The sequence below is a fragment of the Umezawaea sp. genome, from assembly GCF_057122925.1.
In genome coordinates this window covers 58186-78638 of record NZ_DBNGPQ010000052.1, presented here as the reverse complement: position 1 = coordinate 78638, position 20453 = coordinate 58186, and the positions used below count along the sequence as shown (strand labels likewise).

Here is a 20453-nt window from a genome sequence, read left to right as displayed (position 1 = left end):
TCAGGCGGCCGACCTCAACCGGGGCACGGGCCTGCTGACCAGGTACGCGTAGAAGCCGCCCGCCAGCCCGCTGAGGCACAGCATCAGCGTCTCCAGCCGCTGCGGCAGCGGCACGGCGTCCGACACGGCCCCGGCCGTCTGCACGGTGAAGTTCCCGGACGTGTCCTCGGGCAGCAGCACCTCCAGGGTCTCCCGCTCACCGTGCCCGCACCCGTCCAGCGGGACCGTCCGCACCCTGCCGCCGACGGTCACCTCGACCTGGTCGAGCTCCCTCTTGCCGCACGACGCCGACTTCACCACGGTCGCGGTGACCCGCTCGCTCTCGCCCACGCCGGACAGCGGCCACCACACGGCGACCGCTGTGCCCAGTCCCACCAGTGCGATGACCAGGAGGACCAGCCCCCAGCTCACCGGGCTACGCCTCACCGCCACGCGGAGGATCGTCGCAGACCGGCTGTTCCCCGGTAACCCCACCCGCACAGTTGATGATCAACTGAGCGGTACCTGAAGCCGGCGCCCTCCCCGAGCGGGAGGCGGCCGGGCGGCAGCAGAATGTGGTGGTGTCTACTGCCGCGCGGGTGCTGGTCGTCGAGGACGCCGAGGCGATCGGTGCCGCCGTGGGATCGGCGCTGCGCGACACCGGGTACCAGGTGCTGCTGCGGCCGGACGGGCGGGAGCTGGAGAGCGACCTGGCGCGGTTCCGGCCCGACCTGGTGGTGCTGGACGTGATGCTGCCGGGGCGGGACGGGTTCGCGCTGCTGGAGGTGGTGCGGCGGTCCAGCGGGGCCGGCGTGGTGATGCTGACCGCGCGCGACGGGGTGGCGGACCGGCTGCGCGGCCTGGACCAGGGCGCGGACGACTACCTGGTGAAGCCGTTCGTGCTGGCCGAACTCGTGGCGAGGGTGAGCGCGGTGCTGCGCAGGCTGGGTCGCACCCCGTCCACCGTGCAGATCGGCGACCTGGTGGTGGACGCCGATTCCGGCGTGGTGCTGCGCGGGTCCGCACCGGTGGAGCTGACGGCGACGGAGCTGCGCCTGCTGCGCTACCTGGCCGCGCAGCGCGGCCGCGTCGTCGGCAAGACCCAGATCCTCACGGCCGTGTGGGGCTACGAGGACTACGACCCGAACCTGGTCGAGGTGCACGTGAGCGCGTTGCGGCGCAAGCTGGAGGAGAACGGCCCCCGGTTGCTGCACACCGTGCGCGGCCTCGGGTACGTGCTGCGGGCCGACGAGCCGTGAGCAGGCTGAAGACGGTCTCGCTGCGCAGGCGCGTGACCCTGTCGGTGGTGCTCGTGCTGTTCGCGGTCATGGTGACGCTGGTGTTCACCGTGGACGCGCTGTTCGCGTCGCAGTCGAGCCGCGACGTCGAGACCGTGCTGCTGGACCGGGCGCGCACGGCGCAGCAGCTGGCGAAGACGCAGAAGTACTCGGGCAACCAGCTGGTGCACAAGGTCGACGGCATGGGCGTGCAGGTGCTGCTGGTCGCGCCGAACGGTGCCACCTTCGGCAGCGCGCCGGACGACGACGAGCGGTTCAAGATCGTGCAGCGCGACCTGCCGGACGGCTCGAAGATCACGCTCTACGGCGACACGACGGTCCTGTCCGCCGCGCAGATCCGCCTGCGGAACCTCCTGGTCGCCGTCGGTCTCGGTGCGCTGGCCGTCACGGCGGGCGCGCTGGTCTTCGTCGTGCGGCGGGCTCTGGCGCCGCTGGACACGATGACCACCCTCGCCCGCTCGATCACCGGAGGCCACCGCGGCAGGCGGCTGAACCCGTTGCGCACCAACAACGAGCTGGGCCGCACGGCGGCGGCGTTCGACGACATGCTGGACGCGCTGGAGGGTGCGGAAGCCGCGGCGCGGGCGTCGGAGGAGCGGACCAAGCGGTTCGTCGCGGACGCGGCGCACGAGCTGCGCACGCCGATCGCGGGCGTGCAGGCCGTGGCCGAGGCGCTGATGCAGACCGGCCTGGACGAGGCGGGCGCCGAGGAGCGCGACCGGATGAACCTGCTGCTGGTGCGGGAATCCCGGCGCGCGGGCCGCCTGGTGGACGACCTGCTCGCGCTGGCCAGGATCGACGCGGGGCTGGAACTCCAGTTCGAGCCGGTGGACCTGCTCGCGCTGGCCGAGGCGGAGGTGGCCCGCAGCAGGCTCCTCGCCCCGGAGCTGGACATCGAGGCCGAGGGGGTGCCGGTGGTCGTCGACGGTGATCCGCAGCGGCTCGCCCAGGTGCTGGTCAACCTCTCCGACAACGCCAGGCAGGCGACCGGCCCGCGGGGCGAGGTGCGGCTGGGTGTCAGCGTGTTCGCGGGCCGCGCGCTCGTGAGCGTGAAGGACAACGGGCCGGGCGTGGCGTCCGCCGACCGGGAGCGCATCTTCGACCGCCTCACCAGGCTCGACGAGGCCCGCGACCGCCGCCACGGCGGCTCCGGCCTCGGCCTGGCCATCGCCAGGGGCGTGGCACGGGCGCACGGCGGCGACCTCGTCTGCGCCCCGCCCGCGCCGGGTGGGGCGGGAGCGACGTTCGTGCTGTCCGTTCCGCTCGCGCCCCGCTGAGGGCGCCGGCCCGGCGTCGCGGTCCGCCGGGTGGCGCCCTCGCCGAGGGCGCCACCCGTGTTCACGACTCTTCCGGCGGGGTCACCTTCTTGATGTACAGCAGGCGGTCCCCGGACTCGATGGCGTCGGCCTCGGCCGCGTCCACCCGGTACAGGTTCCCGTTCCGCACGACCCCCAGCACGATGTCCGGCAGGTGCCGGGGCGAGCCGCCGATCTCCGACGGCTCCACGTCGCGCTCGGCGATGGCGAGCCCGGCGTCGGGGGTGAGCAGGTCCTCGACCATGTCCACGACCGACGGCGTCGACGTGGCCATGCCGAGCAGGCGTCCGGCGGTCTCGCTCGACACCACCACGGAGTCCGCGCCGGACTGGCGCAGCAGGTGCTCGTTCTCGCGCTCGCGCACCGACGCGACGATCTGGGCCTTGGGCGCGAGCTCGCGGGCGGTCAGCGTCACCAGGACCGCCGTGTCGTCCCGGTTCGCGGCCACGACCACCGCCCGCGCGTTCGGGACGCCCGCGACCCGCAGGACGTCGTTGCGCGTCCCGGAGCCGTGCACGGTCACCAGGCCGATCGAGGACGCGGAGTCCAGCGACTCCTGGACGGTGTCCACGACCACGATGTGGCTGGGTGACACGCCGTCGCCGAGCAGGGCGCTGACCGCGGAGCGGCCCTTGGTCCCGTACCCGACCACGACCACGTGGTTGCGCACCTTGGTCCTCCACTTCTGAATGCGGAACGCCTGCCGAGAACGCTCGGTGAGGACTTCGAGGGTCGTGCCGACCAGGACGATCAGGAACAGCACCCGCAAGGGGGTGATGACCAGGACGTTGACCAGGCGCGCGGACGAACTGGCGGGGGCGATGTCGCCGTAGCCGGTGGTGGAGAGGGAGACCGTGGCGTAGTAGACGGCGTCCAGCAGGGACAGCCCGTCGCCGTTCACGTCGCGGTAGCCGTCGCGGTCGAGGTAGACGATGAGGACGGCCGCGAACAGGGCGCCGGTGGCCCCGACGACCCGTTTGATGATGGCACGGGCCGGGCTCTGCGGGCGGTCCGGCATCTTGATGACGCCGACCAGCGAGTGGTCCGGCCGGTCGGTCAGCCGGTCGGCAGGGTTGAGCCGCCGAATCATGACAGCCTCTCAGGGAGTGATCGCCACAACCGGGCGGCGGCTTCGGCGCCTCGTAGCAGCAGGGGCAGGACCACGCGTTCGTTCGGCGCGTGGATCCGATCATCCGGCAAGGTCGCGCCGAGGTAGACGACGGGCACGCCGAGGGTCGCGTGCAGGACCGCGGCGGGACCGGAACCGCCGGTGCGGCTGTACCGGGCCCGCTGCCCGAAGGCCTCGCTGACGGCCACGTGCACGGCCACGGCGGCCGGGTGGGCCACGTCGACCGCGTACGGCGGGGTGCCGTCGCCCCTCAGCGCCACGCGGGCGGTGATGCCGTCGGGCGTGTGGGCGGCGACGAACTCGCGCAGCCCGTCGGCGACGGCGGCGGGCACCTGGTTCGGCACGAGCCGGAACGACAGCTTCACCGACGCCTCGCGCGGCACGATCGTCTTCAGCCCCGGCCCGGTGTACCCGCCGCTGATGCCGTTGACCTCGGCGGTCGGCCGCACCCACACGCGTTCCAGGGTCGACCAGCCCGCCTCGCCCGCGACGGCCCGCGCCCCGCCCGCGTTCGCCGCGAGCCAGTCGGCCTCGTCGAACGGCAGCGCGGCGTAGTCGGCGCGCTCGGCGGCGGTCGGCTCCGCCACGTCGGCGTAGAAGCCGGGCAGCCGGACGCGGCCGTCGTCGTCGTGCAGTGCGGCCACGAGGCGGGCGAGGGCCGTGGCCGGGTTGGGCACACCGCCGCCGACCCGGCCGGAGTGGACGTCCGAGGCGCCGCCGGTGAAGGTGACCTCCGCGCCGAGCACCCCGCGCTGGCCGGTGTTCACGGTGGGCGCGTCGCGCGCGTGCAGCGGGGTGTCGGTGAACACCACGAGGTCGCACGCGAGGTCGGCGGCGTGCCGGTCGAGCAGGTCGGCCAGGTGCGGCGACCCGGACTCCTCCTCGCCCTCCACGAAGAACTTGAGCGTCACGGCCGGAGCCCGCGCACCGGTCGCCGCCAGGTGGGCCCGGACGCCGAGCATCTGCATGGCGACCTGGCCCTTGTCGTCGCTGGCGCCGCGGCCGAACAGCTCCTCGCCGACCACGACGCCCGCGAACGGCGGGTGCTCCCACGCCTCCGGCGGGTCGACGGGCTGCACGTCGTGGTGCCCGTAGACCAGCACGGTCGGGGCGGCCGGGTCGTCGGCGGGCCAGCACGCGTACACGGCGGGCAGCGCGGGACCGTGGTCCCAGACGGCCACCTCCGGCCACCCGTCGGCGCGCAGCGCGTCGGCGAGCCAGCGGGCCGACGCGGCCACGTCGCCGTGGTGCGCCGGGTCCGTGCTGATCGACGGGATGGTGATCCACTCCCGCAGGGACTTCAGGAATTCATCCGCGAGGGCGGCGACTGCCGCTCGCTCCGACGGTCCGGGATCTACCCGATCAGCGGTCACGACCGGGAAGAGTAAACCGTCGCCCGCCGCTCCGAGCGGTGGTCGGCCCCGTCCGCGCGGTGTCGTCGCCGCGGGCGGGCGACCGTCCTGGTGGAACGGTCGGTGTGGTGCGGTTCACCGCGGGCGGAACCGACCGATTCCGTAGAACACCCGTTCGACCACCGGCCTGGTGGCGGTCCCCCGAACGGTTCAGAGGCCCCGTCCGTGCGACCGGCGGCGAGTCGTGACAGTGTTGCTCCATGGACCCCGCTCGTTCCCGCTCGCGGTCGGCGCTCGCGCTGGCCGCACTCCTCGGCGCGGCCGGGGTGACGCACTTCGCCAAGCCCGCGCCGTACGACTCGATCGTGCCGCGCTCGCTGCCCGGCAAGCCCCGGACCTGGACCTACGCGTCCGGTGTCGCGGAGTTGGCGGTGGCGGCCGCGGTGGCCGTGCCGAAGACCAGGCGCCTCGGCGGGCTGGCCGCCGCCTGCCTGTTCACAGCGGTCTTCCCGGCCAACGTGAGGATGGCCCTTGACCACCGGCACCGGGGCCCACGTGCGAAGGCCATCGCGTGGGGCAGGCTGCCCCTCCAGCTGCCCCTGATCGCGTGGGCGTTGAGGATAGGCCGTTCAGCGGTATGAGACCGCTGCCACTCGGCACCGCCGGAACCGCCGCCGGTGTGATCTGATCACACTCGGCTGCCGGGACGGCACCCAGCGCTGTTGACCACTGTCCTTGCCCCCGCAACCACCCATAGGATGCCCGAGTGCAACCGCTCCTCCACCAAGCCGCGTCGGCACTGGGTTGGCGCGGCACCGTCGTACCCGACGTGGCCGTGCTCGGCCACCAGGTCTCGGCAGTCGTGCGGGTGCGCGACGACGTGCACGAGTGGCGGACCGCGAACGGGTGGCCGCCCCAGGCCGACCCCTCCTGGTTCCGCTCCTGGTTCGAACCGACCGCCCACGACCAGCTGCCGGTCTCGGCCGTCGAACTGGTCGGCGTCCTGGTCGGCGAGTCCACGGTGGACCGCGCGCTCCAGTCGTGCGGGACGCTGATGACGCTCGCGCCGTGCGCGGTCGTGCTGCCCGGTCCGCAGGGGCGCGAGTCGTGGCCGCTGATCGAGCTGGACTACTACGGCATCGGTGTCGTGGCGGCCGAGGAGTCGAGCACCGGGGAGTCGGGCGAGTTCTTCTACACGGCGGAACTGCTGGTGCCGCCGGAGGACCGGTCGACCGAGTTCGGCCCGTCGCTGTTCGGCCGCTGGCTGCTCGAAGTGCTCTACGACCGGGTGCTCAAAGAGGTCCCGGCCTCCTCCCGCGTCAGCTCGTAGCGGGCACCGACCGGATCAGCGCCCGCAGACCCGCCGCGTCCAGCAGGTCCGTCGGCCTCAGCGTGTGGTCGTGCTGCACGTAGTGGAACGCCGCCCGCACGCTCTCCACCTCGGCCCCAGCGAGCGCGGCCCACGCCAGGCGGTAGGCGGCCAGCTGCACCGACAGCGCGGGCAGCTTGTCGGTGTCCGGCACCGCGCCGGTCTTCCAGTCCACGACGGTCCAGCCGCCGTCCGGGTCCGCGAACACGGCGTCCATCCGGCCGCGCACGGACATCCCGTCGACCTCGGCCTCGAACGGCACCTCGACGTCGTGCGGCATCCGGTCGGCCCACTCGCTGGCCAGGAACGCCCGTTTGAGGCGTTCCAGCTCCGTGTCCGGGGCAGCGCCGTCGTCGGCCGCGCCCGGCAGCTCGTCGATGTCCAGCAGCCTGCTCGCGCCGAACCGCTTCTCCAGCCACGTGTGGAACGCCGTGCCGCGGCGGGCCATCGGGTTGGGCGGGAACGGCAGCGGGCGGCGCAGCCTGCGGGCCAGCTGGTCCGGGTCGGCGGCCAGCTCGACGAGCTGGCTCACCGACAGGTGCTCGGGCATGGTGACCCGTTCCCGCCGGTTGGCGGCGGCGGCCCGTTCGGCGAGCAGCACGTCCACGTCGCGCGACCAGCCCTCCGGGTCCAGCTCGTCCTCCTCGTCGAGCGGGGCGGGCTCGTCGAGGTCGGGCTCGACGGGCACGTCCTCCACGGGCACGTCCTCCACGGGCACGTCCTCCACAGGCACGTCGTCGACGGGTTCGGGTTCGTCCGGCTCGGGCACGTCCTCCGGCGGCGGGCCGTCGTCGAACTCCGGCGGCGGCTCGTGCTCGGCCTCGTCCGGTGGTGGCTCGAACTCCGGCGGGGGTTCGGGCAGCGGGGCCTCGTCGGCCTCGGGCGGCGCGTACCGGTCCCGCCGGGACGCTTCGAGGCGCTGGTCGAGGGCCGCCAGCACCATCGCCGCGCCGTCCGCGACGGCCCCGCGCCGCGCGCCGAGCGGGTCGGCGGGCCACTGCGCGGACTTCTCCTCGCCGGTCAGCGGGTTCGCCTCGTTCTCCGCGGGCGGGTCGGCCCAGGCGACGACGTCACCCGGCGGGTGCTCGGCGGTCGTGAGGGCCTCGTGCAGCTCGACCAGGAACGGTGAGGGCCCCTTGACCTTCTCGCCCGTCTCGCCCCACCAGTGCCCGGACACGAGCAGGCTGTGCTCGGACCGGGTCAGCGCGACGTAGAGGAGGCGGCGCTCCTCCACGAGCCGCCGCTCCTCGAACTCCTCGGCGTGCAGGGTGAGGGCCAGCTCGACCTCCTTGCGGTCGCTGCCGCCGGGGATGCGCAGCTTCGGCAGGTCCTCGGCGTCGCCGCGCAGGTCCGCGGGCAGCTCGGCGACGGCCTTGAGCCAGCACGACGTCTTGCGGCGGCCGGGGAAGACGTCCTTCACGACGTGCGGCACGGCGACGATGTGCCACTCCAGGCCCTTGGCGGAGTGCATGGTCAGGATCTGCACCCGGTTCTCGGCGACCTCCACCTCACCGGGCTCCAGGCCGTCCTCGGCGTGCTCGGCGGTGTACAGGTAGTCCAGCAGCGACGGCAGCGTCGCCGACGGGCTGGCGGCGGCGAAGTCCGAGACCACGTCGGCGAACGCGTCCAGGTGCGCCCGGCCGACCCCGCCGGGGCGGGCCATCGACTCGATGTCCAGCAGCAGCGTGCGCTCGACGTCCGCGACCAGCTCGGGCAGCGGCTGGTCGAGCCTGCGGCGCAGCGCCGCCAGCTCGCCGCCCAGCCTGCGGATGCGCCGGTAGCCCTCCGGCGAGTACGCGGTCGCGTCGCCGGGGTCGTCCAGCGCGTCGGCCAGGCCCGCCTGTTCGGCGTGCTCGCCGGGCAGCGCGTCCGCCAGCACCGACAGCGGGTCGTCCACGACGGACTGGCGGCTGGGCGCACCGGCCAGTTCCCGCGCCCGCTGCCACAGCGCGGCGAGGTCGAAGGCCGCCACGCGCCACCGGGACCCGGTCAGCAGCCGGGCGGCGGCCGTGCCCGCGAGGGGGTTCACCAGCACCCGCAGCGCGCTCGTCAGGTCGCGCACCTCGGGCTCGTCCAGCAGGCCGCCGAGGCCGACGACCTCGACCGGCAGCCCGCGCGCCCGCAGCGCCGCGGCGATGGCGCCCATGTCCGCCCGCCGCCGCACCAGGACGGCGGCCGTGGGCGGGGTGTCCGCGGTGTCCAGGTGCTCCTGCCACTGCCGCGCGACGGTGTCGGCGAGCCAGTCCAGCTCCTGCCGCACGTCCGTCATCAGCGCGATCCGCACGTCACCCGGCCCGGCCCCGTCGCGGGCGCGCAGCTCGTCGACCTCCAGACCGGCGGCGCGCAGCGGCTCGGACGCGGCGTTGGCCAGCGCCAGCACCTCGGGCGGGTTGCGGAAGCTGGTCAGCAGCCCGTAGCGCGTGGCCGGTTTCCCCTGCGCGGCCGGGAAGTCCGTGGTGAAGCGCGGCAGGTTCGCCGCGCTGGCCCCGCGCCAGCCGTAGATCGCCTGCGCGGGGTCGCCCACCGACGTGACGGGCATCGGCTCGCCCCGCCCGAACAGCGACCGCAGCAGCACGCGCTGCGCGTGCCCGGTGTCCTGGTACTCGTCGAGCAGCACGGCCCCGTACCGCTCGCGCTCCCCCTGCGCGACCTCCGGGTGCTCGCTCGCCAGCCGCGCGGCGAGGCTCATCTGGTCGGCGAAGTCCATCGCCGCCTCCCGCCGCTTGCGCGCCTGGTAGGCCTCCAGCAGCGGCAGGAGGTTCACCCGCAGCCGCTGGGCCGCGATGACGTCCCGCAGCTTCTCGGGCAGCCCGTCCTTCTGCCGCGCGGTCTTCGGCGCGTTCTCGATCACGCCGATCAGCCGCTCGGCGTGCTCCCGCAGCGCCTCGGGCTCGACCAGGTGCTCGCCCAGCTCACCGGCCAGCGCCAGCAGGTACCCCGTCACGGTCGCCGGCACCTTGTCGGTGTCCAGGTCCTCGGTCCACGTCGACACGACGCGGTGCGCGAGCTGCCACGACGACGTCTCGGTCAGCAGCCGCACGCCGGGCTCCACGGGCAGCCGCAGCCCGTGCTCGGTCACCAGCCGTCCGGCGTACGCGTGGTAGGTCAGCACGACCGGCTCGGCGGTCATCACCGCGGCCCGGCGCTCCCCGCTCGGGTCCAGCTCGTCCAGCAGCCCCGACCCGCCGAGCCGCCGCAGCCGCAGCCGGATCCGCTCGGCCAGCTGCCGGGCGGCCTTGCGGGTGAACGTCAGCCCCAGCACCTGGTCCGGCGTCACGATCCCGTTCGCGACCAGCCAGACGACGCGGGCGGCCATCGTCTCGGTCTTGCCCGCCCCCGCGCCCGCGACGACCAGCGCGGGTTCGACGGGTGCCGCGACGACGGCGGCCTGTTCCGGGGTGGGTTTGGGCAGACCGAGCGCGGCGGCGACCTCGAACGGACTGGCGAAGCTCATGCCCTGGTCCGGAGGTCGACGTCCACGGACGTCACTGTCCCACCTGTCTGCCCGACGAGTGCACCGGGCACGTCGTGCGGGCAGGGCAGCGGTCGCAGTCCGCGTTCTCCCTGGCGGTGTAGCGGGGGCCGGTGCTGGAGCCCGCCGCCTCCTGCACGGCTTCGAGCCAGACGCGGACGCCCTGCTCGTCCAGGGGGGCCTGGGAGCGTTCGACGGCGCCGGTCTTGCGGTCCTCCTTGGCGACGTAGAGCAGGCGGGCGCCGCCGGGTTCGGTGCCGAGGCCGAGGTGGGTGAACCCGCCGAGCGAGGTCGCGAGCTGGTAGACGGCGAGCTGGGGGTGGGCCTGGGCGTCGTCCTTCGACACGGGCTGCTTGCCGGTCTTCAGGTCGACCACGATCGGGCGGCCGTCGGCGTCGGTCTCCAGCCGGTCGACCCGGCCCCGCACCTTCACCCAGGGCTCGCCGGGCTGCTTGGGGACGTCGACGAGCATCTCCTCCTCGACGGCGACCTGGGTGAGCTGGGTGCGGCTGCTCGCGAGCCAGCCGAGGAACGTGTCCAGCATCCTCTCGACCCTGATGCGCTCGCGGCGGGAGAACCACGGCGCGCCCGCGTCGACGGCGGTCCAGGCCTCGTCCAGCTTGACCCGCAGCTCCTTCTCGTCCGCGCCGCTCGCGGCGGCCTGCGCCAGCGCGTGCACCAGCGTGCCGGTGATCGACGCCAGCTCGGCCGGGTCCTGGCCGCCGTGGCGTTCGACGACCCAGCGCAGCGGGCACTTGGCGAGCACCTCGATGGTCGACGGCGACACGCTGACGGTGTGCTCCTCCGTCCACAGCGGATCGCCGGTGGACACCTCCGGCAGGCCGTACCAGGAGTCCGGGTGCGCACCGGGAACACCGGCCTCCGCGAGGCGGGCGAGCTGCACGGCGGCGCGCCGCCGCCGCTCGGGTTCGGTGTCGGTGTCGCACAGCACGCGGCGCAGCTCGCCGACCAGCTCGGCCAGCACCAGCCCGCGTTCGGGCGTGAACACCGGCCGTTCCACGGCCTCCGTGGTCAGGTCGTCCAGCTCGTCCAGGAACCGCGACGGCTGCTCGTCCTCGCCGCGCACGGCGCTCACCATCAGCGTCGTGCGGGCCCGGCTGGCGGCGACCAGCAGGAGCCTGCGCTCCTCGGCGAGCAGCGGTGCGACGGCCGAGACCTTGTCCGCGGGGTCGAGTCCGCCGACGAGGTCGACCATCCGCTCGACGCCGAGCAGCGAGCCGCGCAGCCGCAGGTCGGGCCAACTCCCCTCCTGCACACCGGGAATCGCGACGACCGTCCACTCGCGACCGGCGGCGGCGTGCGCGGTCAGCACCGCGACGGCCTCGCCGACCGGTGCGGACGCGGCCAGCGAGTCGCCCGCGATCCGCTGCGCCGCCAGGTAGTCCGCGAAACCCTCCACGGTGGAGCCCGGCAGCCGGTCGACGTACTTCGCGGCGGCCTCGAACAGGCCGACGACGGCGTCCAGGTCGCGGTCGGCCTGCATGCCCGGCGTGCCCCGGCGGGAGGACTGGGCGACCCAGCGGGACTCCAGGCGGCAGTTCTGCCACAGGTTCCACAGGACGACCTCGACGCTGCGGTGCGCGGCGACGTCCTTGCGGACCTCGGTGATCAGGTGCGCGATCCGGCGCGCGGGCGCGGCCTCGGCGTCCTCCAGCGCGGCCAGGCGGTCGTTCGACTCGATCACCTCGACCAGCAGCTCCCCGCTGGCCCGGTCGCCGCCCGCGGCCATCTCCAGCCGCCGCAGGCCTCGGCGCAACCGCCGCAGCGCCAACGGGTCCGCGCCGCCGAGCGCGGACGACAGCAGCATCGCCGCGGTGTCCTCGTCCAGCGTGCCCGGCACGGCCGCGCAGCGGAGCACGGCGAGCAGCGGCCGGACGGCGGGCTGCTGGGCCAGCGGCAGCTCGTCGCCGGGCACGGCCACCGGGACCCCGGCCGCGAGCAGCGCCCGTTGCAGCACGGGGAGGGCCCTGGTCGCCGACCGCGCGATCACGGCCATCTCCGACCACGGGACCCCGTCGATGAGGTGCGCGCGGCGCAGCTGGTCCGCCACCCAGCTCGCCTCCTGGGCGGCGGAGGCGAGCAGCCGCACCTGCACGGTGCCCTCGCCGTCCGCGCCCTCGACCTCGCGGGCGGGGGAACGGCCGGGCAGCCGGGCGGCGAGGCCGTGCACGGCGGCGCGCACCTCCGGGGTCATCCGGTGCCCCCGCGTCAGCACGACGGTCGCCCGACCCAGCGGGTCCGCGTCGGCGAGCAGGTCGGGGTCGGCGCCGCGGAAGGAGAAGATCGCCTGGTCCGGGTCGCCCGTCAGCAGGAACTCGTGGGCCGTCGAGCCGATCCGCTCGATCAGCTCGTGCTGCTGCGGGTCGAGGTGCTGGGCGTCGTCGACGAACACGTGCCGCACGCGGCGCCGTTCGGTCTCCAGCAGCTCGGTGTCGGCGTCGAACGCCAGCAGCGCGCTGTCGACCAGTTCGGCGGCGTCCAGGGCGGGCGCGAGCGACGGCGAGGAGTCGCCGCCCATGAGGAGCAGGACCTCCTCGTACTGCTGCCCGAAGCGCCCGGCGGCGATCCACTCCTCCCGGCCCTGCGCGTACCCCAGCTCGACCAGGTCCTCCGGGCCGAGGCCGCGTTCGGTGGCGCGCAGCAGCAGGTCGCGCAGCTCGGCGGTGAAGCCGGGGAGGGTGAGCGCGGGCCGCAGCCGTTCCGGCCACCGGGGCGCGCCGTCCTCCACGTCGCCCGCCAGCAGTTCGCGCACCAGCGCGTCCTGCTCCGGACCGGACAGCAGCCGGGGCGGCGGGTCGCCCGCCAGCACGGCCCGCGCGCGCAGCACGGCGAACGCGTAGGAGTGGACCGTGCGCACCAGCGGTTCCCGCACCGTGCGCAGCACGGTCTCACCGGGATCGTCCTCGGAGGTCAGCAGCCGGGTGATCCTCGCCCGCATCGCCACGGCCGCCTGCCGGTTCGCCGTCAGGACCAGGACGCTCTCCGGATCGGACCCGCCGCGCAGCACGCGGTCGGCGGCCACCTCGGCCAGCAGCGTGGTCTTCCCGGTGCCCGGTCCGCCCAGGACCCGCAGGAACCCGCCCGCGTGGTCGAACACCCCCCGCGCCGCCTCGTCCCAGTGCGGGCGGGGCCGGTCCTCCGGCGACCGGCGCACCAGCAGGGGCGAGGAGTTGGCGACCACGGGAGAGATGGAACCACGTCGCACCGACAAGGTGAGGGAGCACCCGCCGGGTGGCCCAGAGTGGTTCCCGGCTCACTCCGCGTGAGCGTTCGGGCTGACGAACCCGCAGGTCAGCGACGTGTCCGGGAAAGAATTCCTTGACAGGAGAAATGGTCTAGGCCATTTTGGTGGAGGTACCGGGCACTGTGAGCCGGTTCACCCCCACCAGCTCCTCCGGTGGCCGGGACGTGACCCCGACCCGGCCCGGCCACCGGAGTTCCAAGTGCCACACTCGACCACGTGGACGAGCAGCTGCACGAGATGATCCGCGAGGTCGTGCGAAAGATCCCCAGCGGCCGGGTGGCGACCTACGGCGACGTGGCCGACCTGTCCCGAGCCCCCTCCCCCAGGCTGGTCGGGCAGGTGCTGAACAACGACGGCGGCGACCTGCCGTGGCACCGGGTGCTGCGCGCCAACGGCACCTGCGCCCCGCACATCGCCGAGGAGCAGCTCCAGCGGCTCGCGGCGGAGGGCGTGCTCGCCGACGACGGCAAGGTCGACCTGCGCACCTACCGCTGGGAGGACGCCGCCGCGGCGAAGGCCGAGGACGAGCCGCCCAGCCTGTTCTGAACCGCCCCCGGACAGCCGAGCGCCCCCCGCGAGTCGTCTCGCGGGGGGCACCGGGTCCGGGGTGGACTCGCGTCTGGCGCGGTCACCGCACTAGACGCGTGCCTCGACCCGCTCGACCTCGGCGGCGACGTCGGGGTCGCGGGTGAGCGCGGCGGCCAGCCGGAGCTGCGGCAGCGCCTCGCCGTGACGGCTCTGCCTGCTCAGCGTGCGCCCCAGGAGCAGCCGGGCGTACCCGTCGCTGGGGTCGAGGTCGAGCAGGGTGCGCAGCACGCGCTCGGCGTTGCCCAGCGAGGCGGTCTGGAAGTGCGCCAGCGCCAGTTCGGTCAGGACGGAGCGGTCGGTGGGGACGGCGTCGGCCGCTTCCGCCAGGAAGCGCACCGCGCTGCTCGGGTCGCCCGCCGCGCGGAACTCGCGGCCGAGACGAACGAGCTCGAACACGTCGGTCATGTCAGCTCCTCATCAGCCGTGGGGTAACTCCCCGCTCAACCAGTTGACCCGTCAACCTATTCCTCAGGCGACCTGGAGGAAGCAGCGCGCCTCGTAGTAGCGCAGCAGCACGGCGTCCACGACGCGGACGTGCGCCCCGATCGGCTCGGCCACCACGTCGGCCCCGACGTCGGCCAGCCGCTGGTGGAACAGGCCGGGCGCCAGCAGCCAGGACGCCACCGCGACCCGGCGGCCCCGTGCCTTCAGCGCCGCCACGGCCTCGGCCACCGTCGGCGAGGCGGTCGCGACGTACCCGACCTCGGCGCCCAGCACCCCGGCCACACCGGCGACGTCGGCCAGCGCCCGCGGGTCGGACGAGCCCGCCGCGGCGAGCACCACCGCGTCCCCCGGCCGCCACCCGGCTTCGCGCAGCCGTTCCCGCACCGCGGGCAGCAGCGCCGACCCGATCGGCTCGGTCACCACCACGTCCCCGTGCCCGCTGGCCGCGATCTGCTGGGGGACGTCGACCCGCACGTGGTACCCGGCGGCGAGGAACGCGGGCACCACGACCACCGGCCCGTCCAGCCCGCCGACCACCGACGTCACGTCCGGCTGCCGCACGTCCGCGTAGGCGACCTCCACCCGCACGCCGCCCAGCCGCGCCCGCACCAGCGCCGCGACCTCCTCGACCACCACGGCTCCCCGCGGGTCGCGGGTCCCGTGCGCCACCAGCACCACCGTCATCGCCCACACCCTCCAGCCGCGGGTCCCCACGGGGACACCTCGAAACCCGACACCGCGGGTCGGACGCTCACACCGCCACGCCGGACGGCTCCATCGCGATCCGGTAGCCCCGCTTCACGACCGTGCACACCAGCCGGGGCTCGCCCAGCGCCGTGCGCAGCCTGCCGATCGCGGTCTCCACGGCGTGCTCCTCGCCGCCGCCGGGCAGCGCGGCCAGCAGGTCCTTGCGCGACACCACCCGTCCGCGCGCCTCGACCAGCGCCCGCAGCACGGCCATCGGGGCGGGCGCGACGGGCCGCAGCTCACCGTCCACCACGACGGCCTGGCCGCGCACCTCGATCTCCCGCGCGGCGATCCGCAGCCGCACGGCGCGTTCCGGCAGCGCCAGCGTCAGCTCCCGCGCCATGGCGCCGATCCGCGCCCGCGCGGGCTGCACGACGGGGATGCCCAGGTCCACCAGCGGCCCTGCGGTGATCGACCCGACGCCGAGGACCAGCACGTCCTCGCGCAGCACGTCCACCAGCGCGGAGAAGCGGTCCGTGTCCCGCGCCACCTGGAGCACGCTCGCCGCGGCGGGCGCGCTGGTGAACGTCAGCGCGTCCACCTGCCGCGCCAGCACGGCGTCCAGCAGCCGGTGCAGCGGACCGGGGTCCACCGGGCCCGTCCAGCGGTAGACCGGCACCTCCACGACCTCCGCGCCCGCCTCGCGCAGCGTGCGGACGAAGTGCGGCAGCGGTTCCCCGTGCAGCTGCACCGCGATCCGCTTGCCGTCCACACCGGACCGCAGCAGGTGCTCCAGCAGTTCCGCGTTGCTCTCGGAGTCCGGCGACCACGCCTCGGTCAGCCCGGCGGCGCGCACCGCGCCCTTCGCCTTCGGCCCTCGGGACAGCAGTTCGCTGCCCGCGAGGCGGTCCAGCAGCCGCGCCCCCAGCCCCCAGCCCTCGGCGGCCTCGACCCAGCCCCGGAAGCCGATGCCGGTGGTCGCGACCACGACGTCGACCGGCTCGGTCACCAGCCGCTTGGTCGCGGCCAGCAGCTCGGTGTCGTCGGTCAGCGGCACGATCCGGATCGCGGGCCCCTGGATCACCGTGGCGCCCTTGCGCTCCAGCAGCGCGGCCAGCTCGTCGGCCCGGCGGGCGGCCGTGACGCCGACCGTGTACCCGGCCAGCGGTGCGACGTCGAGGGAGATCACGGGGACCCCACCTGCACGGTGCCGTCGAGCACCCGCACCGGGTGGACCGCGATCGACACGGTCGGGTCGTCCAGGCAGGCACCCGTCCCGAGGTCGAACGCCTGCTTGTAGATCGGCGACGCCACCACGGCCACACCGCCCCGGTCGCCGACGATCCCGCGCGACAGCACCGCGGCGCCGCTGAACGGGTCGACGTTGGCGACGGCGTGCAGCCCGCCGTCGAACGTCCGGAACACCGCCACCTGCGAGGAGTCCGGCAGCAGCACCGCGACCCCGGCCTCCGGCTGGAGCGCGTCCCACGCGCAGACCGACGTCCACGTCAGTTCCACCACAGCGGTCATCTGGCTGCCACCTCCGGTATACCCAGCGACACCGGAACCCGCTGCCCGCGCTCCTCCCGGAAGGAGATCGTCGGGTCGGGGGTGCCCGGTGCGTTGACGAACGAGCTGAAGCGGGAGAGCTTCTCGGGATCGTCGAGGACGCCGCGCCACTCGTCGGCGTAGCTGGCGACGTGCACCTCCATCGCGGCTTCGAGGTCCGCGCAGATGCCGAGGCCGTCGTCGACGATGACGGAGCGCAGGTGGTCGAGGCCGCCGTCCATCGCCTCGATCCAGGACGCGGTCCGCTGGAGGCGGTCCGCGGTGCGCACGTAGAACATCAGGAACCGGTCGATGAGCCTGACCAGGGTCTCCGTGTCCACGTCGGTCGCGAGCAGGTCGGCGTGCCTCGGCGTGAAGCCGCCGTTGCCGCCGACGTAGAGGTTCCAGCCGTTCTCGGTGGCGATGATCCCGAAGTCCTTGCTGCGCGCCTCGGCGCACTCCCGCGCGCAGCCGGAGACGGCGGACTTGATCTTGTGCGGCGCGCGCAGCCCGCGGTAGCGCAGCTCCAGCTCGATGGCGAGGCCGACCGAGTCCTGCACTCCGAAGCGGCACCACGTCGTGCCGACGCACGACTTGATCGTCCGCAATGCCTTGCCGTAGGCGTGCCCGGACTCGAAACCCGCGTCCACCAAGCGCTTCCAGATCGCCGGGAGCTGGTCGACGGTCGCGCCGAACAGGTCGATCCGCTGCCCGCCGGTGATCTTCGTGTAGAGGCCGTAGTCCCGCGCGACCTCGCCGATGACGATCAGCTTCTCGGCGGTGATCTCACCGCCGGGGATGCGCGGGACGACCGAGTACGTGCCGTTGCGCTGGATGTTGGCCAGGAACCTGTCGTTGGTGTCCTGCAACGTCGCCTGCTCGCCGTCGAGCACGTGGCCGCGGTCGAGCGAGGCGAGGATCGAGGCGATGGCGGGCTTGCAGATGTCGCAGCCGCGCCCGCGGCCGTGCTTCGCGATCAGCGCGCTGAACGTGGTGATGCCCGCGGCGCGGACGATCTCGAACAGGTCGGCGCGCGAGTGGTCGAAGTGCTCGCACAGCGCGCGGGACTGCTCGACGCCGCACTCCTGGAGGAGCTTCTTCAGCATCGGCACGCACGACCCGCAGCCCGTGCCCGCCTTGGTGCACGCCTTGAGCGCCGGAACGTCCCCGCACTCACCGGAGTGGATGACGTCGGTGATGTCCTGCTTGGTGACGGCGTGGCACGAGCACACCTGCGCGTCGGCGGGCAGCGTCAGCTCGACGCCTCCGGACGACGGCGCGATCAGCGTCACCGGGTCGCCGGGGACGTCGCGGCCGACCAGCGGGCGCAGCAGCGGGTACGCGCCCGCGTCGCCGACCAGGACGCCGCCCAGCAGCGTCTTCGCGTCGTCGGAGACGACGACCTTCGCGTAGGTGCCCGCGACGGCGTCGTTGACCACGACCTCCAGCGCGCCCTCGGTGGTCGCGTGGGCGTCGCCGAAGCTGGCCACGTCGACACCCATGAGCTTGAGCTTGGTCGAGGTGTCCGCGCCGGGGAACACCGCGCTGCCACCGAGGAGCCGGTCGGCGACGACGTCGGCCATGGAGTTGCCGGGTGCGATCAGCCCGTAGACCACGCCACCGATCGACGCGCACTCGCCGACGGCGTAGATGTTCTCGTCGGACGTGCGGCAGGTGTCGTCCACGACGATGCCGCCGCGCGCGCCGACCTCCAGGCCGAACTCGCGGGCCAGGTCGTCGCGCGGCCGGATGCCCGCGGAGAACACGACGACGTCCAGGTCGAGTTCGAGCCCGTTGGACAGCGTGGCGAACAGCCGCTCGCCGTCGCGTTCGATCGACGACGCGGACGTCCCGGTGTGGACGGTCAGGTCGAGCTTCTCGACCAGCCGCTTGAGCAGTCCGGCGCCGCCCTCGTCGACCTGGAGCGGCATCAGGCGCGGGCCGAGCTCCACGACGTGCGGCGACAGGCCCATGCCGCGCAGCGCGTTCGCCGCCTCCAGGCCGAGCAGACCGCCGCCGAGCACCATGCCCGCCCGCCTGCCGCCGCCGTGCGCCGCGGCGACGGTGGCGCGGATGCCGTCCAGGTCCTCGATGGTGCGGTAGACGTGGCAGCCGGGCAGGTCGCGGCCGGGCACCGGCGGCACGAACGGGTAGGAGCCGGTGGCCAGCACGAGGGTGTCGTAGGGCTGCACGACGCCGCTCGCGGTGGTGACCGTGCGGCGCGCGCGGTCGATGTGCCGCACGGGGTCGCCGAGCCGGAGGTCGACCTCGTCGCCGTGCGGCGCCAGCGCCAGGTGACCCGCGTCCCACGCGTCCACGTAGGACGACAGCGCGACGCGGTCGTAGGCCGGACGGGTCTCCTCGGCGAACACGACGATCCGCCACTGGTCGGTGGCGTCCCGGTCGCGCAGCGCCTGGACCAGGCGGTGGCCGACCATCCCGTGGCCGACCACGACGAGCGTTCGCGTCATGTGAACCAATCCTCCCTCCGCCCGGCCAATGCTCACCGGGAACCGTGTCGTGCCAGGTGCGCACGTGTTGCGCGGGTGTTAACGCGGACTCACGCCGCACGTCAGGGCGCTGTGCGTCACACCCCGGCGTGCGCCAGGCTCGGCATCCCCACGAAGACCCTGCTGCGCAGGTAGAACCACCACGTGGTGGTCACGCACAGGCCGTAGAACACCAGGAACGCGATCAGGGCCGGGGTCAGCGTGCCGCTGCCCTCCAGCGAGAACTTGAAGACCAGGTTCACCAGCACGCCGCCGAAGGCGCCGATGGCACCGGCGATGCCGACGACCGCGGCGGCCTGCCGCTTGGCCGACTTCGCGTCGGCGTCCTGGGTGGCGAAGATCGCCGGGATCATCCGGTAGGTCGAGCCGTTGCCGACGCCCGCGAGCACGAACAGGGCGATGAAGGAGCCGAAGAACAGCGGGAAGCTCCCGGTGTCGACGCTGACCATCACGCCGACCGTGCCCAGCGCGAGACCGACGAACGTGTACAGCGTGATCCGCGCGCCGCCGAACCGGTCGGCCATCCAGCCGCCGAGCGGCCGGGCGACCGAGCCGATCAGCGCGCCGAGGAACGCGAGCGCCACGAACGACTTGAAGTCCACGAAGCTGATCTTGATCAGGGACGGGAAGGCGAACGAGAAGCCGATGAACGAGCCGAACGTGCCGATGTAGAGGAACGACATGACCCAGGTGTGCTTGTTGGACAGCGCCCGCTGGTAGGAGACGCCGTCCGGCCGCGCCTGCGTGAGGCTGTCCATGAAGAACCACGCGCACGCCGTGGCGAGCACGATGAACGGCATCCAGATCAGCGCCGAGTACGCCAGGTTGATGCCGGTGCCGATGGTGATGGCGACCGGGACGACGAGCTGCGTCACGGCGACGCCGAGGTTGCCGCCCGCCGCGTTCAGGCCGAGCGCCAGGCCCTTCTTGCCCTCCGGGTAGAAGAACGAGATGTTCGCCATGGAGGAGGAGAAGTTGCCGCCGCCCAGGCCCATCGCCGCGGCGGTGAGGAGGAAGAACCAGAACGGCGTGCCGTCGTTGACGACCGCGAACACCAGCATCGCGCACGGGATCAGCAGCAGGCCCGCGCTGATCGTCGTCCACGTCCTGCCGCCGAACCTCGGCACCGCGAACGTGTAGGGCACGCGCAGCGCCGCGCCGACCAGGTTGGGGACGATCAGCAGCCAGAACGTCTGCCCGACGCTGAAGGCGTACCCGACGGAGCCGAGGCTCACCACGACGATGCTCATCAGCACCCAGACGCTGAAGCCCAGGTTCTCCGCCAGGATCGAGAAGCCCAGGTTCTTGCGGGCGATCTTCTTGCCCGTCGTCTCCCAGAACTGCGGGTCCTCGGGTTCCCACCGGTCGATCCACCGCTTGCCGCGGGGCGCGGACGCGGGTTCGACGACCTGGGTCTCCACGACTGTGCTCATGCGCTGACCTCCTGGAACGGCGTTGGGGAAGACCGTAGGAACGGTCCGTTACCCCGGTGTTCG

16 protein-coding genes are annotated in these 20453 nt (G+C 73.7%); 5 read left to right on the top strand and 11 right to left on the bottom strand.

Annotation, left to right across the window (positions count from 1 at the left end; translation table 11 throughout):
• On the bottom strand, positions 1-432 hold the full coding sequence (locus AC156L_RS11490; RefSeq protein WP_330880686.1) for a hypothetical protein: 432 nt from the start codon (positions 430-432) through the stop codon (positions 1-3).
• A gap of 128 nt (positions 433-560) precedes the next feature.
• Between AC156L_RS11490 and AC156L_RS11485 the strand changes: the two genes are divergently transcribed.
• Positions 561-1238 (top strand): response regulator transcription factor, encoded by a 678-nt coding sequence (locus AC156L_RS11485; RefSeq protein WP_330880684.1) that lies wholly within the window; start codon positions 561-563, stop codon positions 1236-1238.
• Complete coding sequence (locus tag AC156L_RS11480; RefSeq protein ID WP_330880682.1) at positions 1235-2554, top strand: sensor histidine kinase; 1320 nt, start codon at positions 1235-1237, stop codon at positions 2552-2554. Before AC156L_RS11485 ends, AC156L_RS11480 begins: the two co-directional genes overlap by 4 nt.
• A 61-nt stretch (positions 2555-2615) precedes the next feature.
• Here the strand turns inward: AC156L_RS11480 and AC156L_RS11475 are convergent, their stop codons facing one another.
• Positions 2616-3683: a potassium channel family protein gene (locus AC156L_RS11475; RefSeq protein WP_330880680.1), complete on the bottom strand. Its 1068-nt coding sequence runs from the start codon at positions 3681-3683 to the stop codon at positions 2616-2618.
• Positions 3680-5095 (bottom strand): M20/M25/M40 family metallo-hydrolase, encoded by a 1416-nt coding sequence (locus AC156L_RS11470; RefSeq protein ID WP_330880678.1) that lies wholly within the window; start codon positions 5093-5095, stop codon positions 3680-3682. The genes AC156L_RS11475 and AC156L_RS11470 overlap by 4 nt, the downstream gene beginning before the upstream one ends.
• Positions 5096-5334: 239 nt before the next feature.
• Here AC156L_RS11470 and AC156L_RS11465 point away from each other — a divergent pair, with 239 nt between their 5' ends.
• On the top strand, positions 5335-5715 hold the full coding sequence (locus AC156L_RS11465) for a DoxX family protein (RefSeq protein WP_330880676.1): 381 nt from the start codon (positions 5335-5337) through the stop codon (positions 5713-5715).
• Between the two features lie 125 nt (positions 5716-5840).
• Positions 5841-6404 carry a hypothetical protein gene (locus AC156L_RS11460; protein ID WP_330880674.1) on the top strand — a complete coding sequence of 188 codons (564 nt, stop codon included), beginning with the start codon at positions 5841-5843 and terminating at the stop codon, positions 6402-6404.
• Here AC156L_RS11460 and AC156L_RS11455 read toward each other — a convergent pair.
• Together AC156L_RS11455 and AC156L_RS11450 are read right to left on the bottom strand one after the other, a co-directional pair.
• The gene (locus tag AC156L_RS11455; protein ID WP_484406802.1) at positions 6394-9897 is read right to left on the bottom strand and encodes an ATP-dependent helicase; all 3504 of its coding nucleotides are present in this window, start codon (positions 9895-9897) and stop codon (positions 6394-6396) included. The two genes, AC156L_RS11460 and AC156L_RS11455, sit on opposite strands and share 11 nt — an antisense overlap.
• A 31-nt stretch (positions 9898-9928) precedes the next feature.
• Entirely contained in the window at positions 9929-13117 is a 3189-nt protein-coding gene (locus AC156L_RS11450) for an ATP-dependent helicase (RefSeq protein ID WP_330880670.1), read from the bottom strand.
• 279 nt (positions 13118-13396) lie between these two features.
• On the opposite strand from AC156L_RS11450, the gene AC156L_RS11445 reads away from it, so the two are divergent.
• Positions 13397-13726 carry an MGMT family protein gene (locus AC156L_RS11445; RefSeq protein ID WP_330880668.1) on the top strand — a complete coding sequence of 110 codons (330 nt, stop codon included), beginning with the start codon at positions 13397-13399 and terminating at the stop codon, positions 13724-13726.
• A 90-nt stretch (positions 13727-13816) separates the two neighbouring features.
• Here AC156L_RS11445 and AC156L_RS11440 read toward each other — a convergent pair whose 3' ends face one another.
• From AC156L_RS11440 to AC156L_RS11415, 6 genes are all read right to left on the bottom strand, one after another.
• Positions 13817-14173, bottom strand: a complete 357-nt coding sequence (locus tag AC156L_RS11440; protein ID WP_330880665.1) for a tetratricopeptide repeat protein — start codon at positions 14171-14173, stop codon at positions 13817-13819.
• A gap of 63 nt (positions 14174-14236) precedes the next feature.
• Positions 14237-14896 (bottom strand): sirohydrochlorin chelatase, encoded by a 660-nt coding sequence (locus tag AC156L_RS11435; RefSeq protein WP_330880663.1) that lies wholly within the window; start codon positions 14894-14896, stop codon positions 14237-14239.
• Positions 14897-14963: 67 nt separating this feature from the next.
• Entirely contained in the window at positions 14964-16088 is a 1125-nt protein-coding gene (locus tag AC156L_RS11430; protein WP_330880661.1) for a uroporphyrinogen-III synthase, read from the bottom strand.
• Complete coding sequence (gene nirD / locus AC156L_RS11425; protein ID WP_330880659.1) at positions 16085-16429, bottom strand: nitrite reductase small subunit NirD; 345 nt, start codon at positions 16427-16429, stop codon at positions 16085-16087. The genes AC156L_RS11430 and nirD overlap by 4 nt, the downstream gene beginning before the upstream one ends.
• Complete coding sequence (gene nirB / locus AC156L_RS11420; protein WP_484406800.1) at positions 16426-18918, bottom strand: nitrite reductase large subunit NirB; 2493 nt, start codon at positions 18916-18918, stop codon at positions 16426-16428. The genes nirD and nirB overlap by 4 nt, the downstream gene beginning before the upstream one ends.
• 116 nt (positions 18919-19034) lie before the next feature.
• On the bottom strand, positions 19035-20390 hold the full coding sequence (locus AC156L_RS11415; protein ID WP_330880655.1) for a nitrate/nitrite transporter: 1356 nt from the start codon (positions 20388-20390) through the stop codon (positions 19035-19037).
• Positions 20391-20453 lie beyond the last annotated feature (63 nt).

Coding starts and splice junctions, on each gene's coding strand:
- AC156L_RS11475 (WP_330880680.1), bottom strand. CDS start 3,683: ATGATTCGGCGGCTCAACCCTGCCGACCGGCTGACCGACCGGCCGGAC.
- AC156L_RS11435 (WP_330880663.1), bottom strand. CDS start 14,896: ATGACGGTGGTGCTGGTGGCGCACGGGACCCGCGACCCGCGGGGAGCC.
- AC156L_RS11440 (WP_330880665.1), bottom strand. CDS start 14,173: ATGACCGACGTGTTCGAGCTCGTTCGTCTCGGCCGCGAGTTCCGCGCG.
- AC156L_RS11455 (WP_484406802.1), bottom strand. CDS start 9,897: ATGAGCTTCGCCAGTCCGTTCGAGGTCGCCGCCGCGCTCGGTCTGCCC.
- AC156L_RS11465 (WP_330880676.1), top strand. CDS start 5,335: ATGGACCCCGCTCGTTCCCGCTCGCGGTCGGCGCTCGCGCTGGCCGCA.
- nirD (WP_330880659.1), bottom strand. CDS start 16,429: ATGACCGCTGTGGTGGAACTGACGTGGACGTCGGTCTGCGCGTGGGAC.
- nirB (WP_484406800.1), bottom strand. CDS start 18,918: ATGACGCGAACGCTCGTCGTGGTCGGCCACGGGATGGTCGGCCACCGC.
- AC156L_RS11415 (WP_330880655.1), bottom strand. CDS start 20,390: ATGAGCACAGTCGTGGAGACCCAGGTCGTCGAACCCGCGTCCGCGCCC.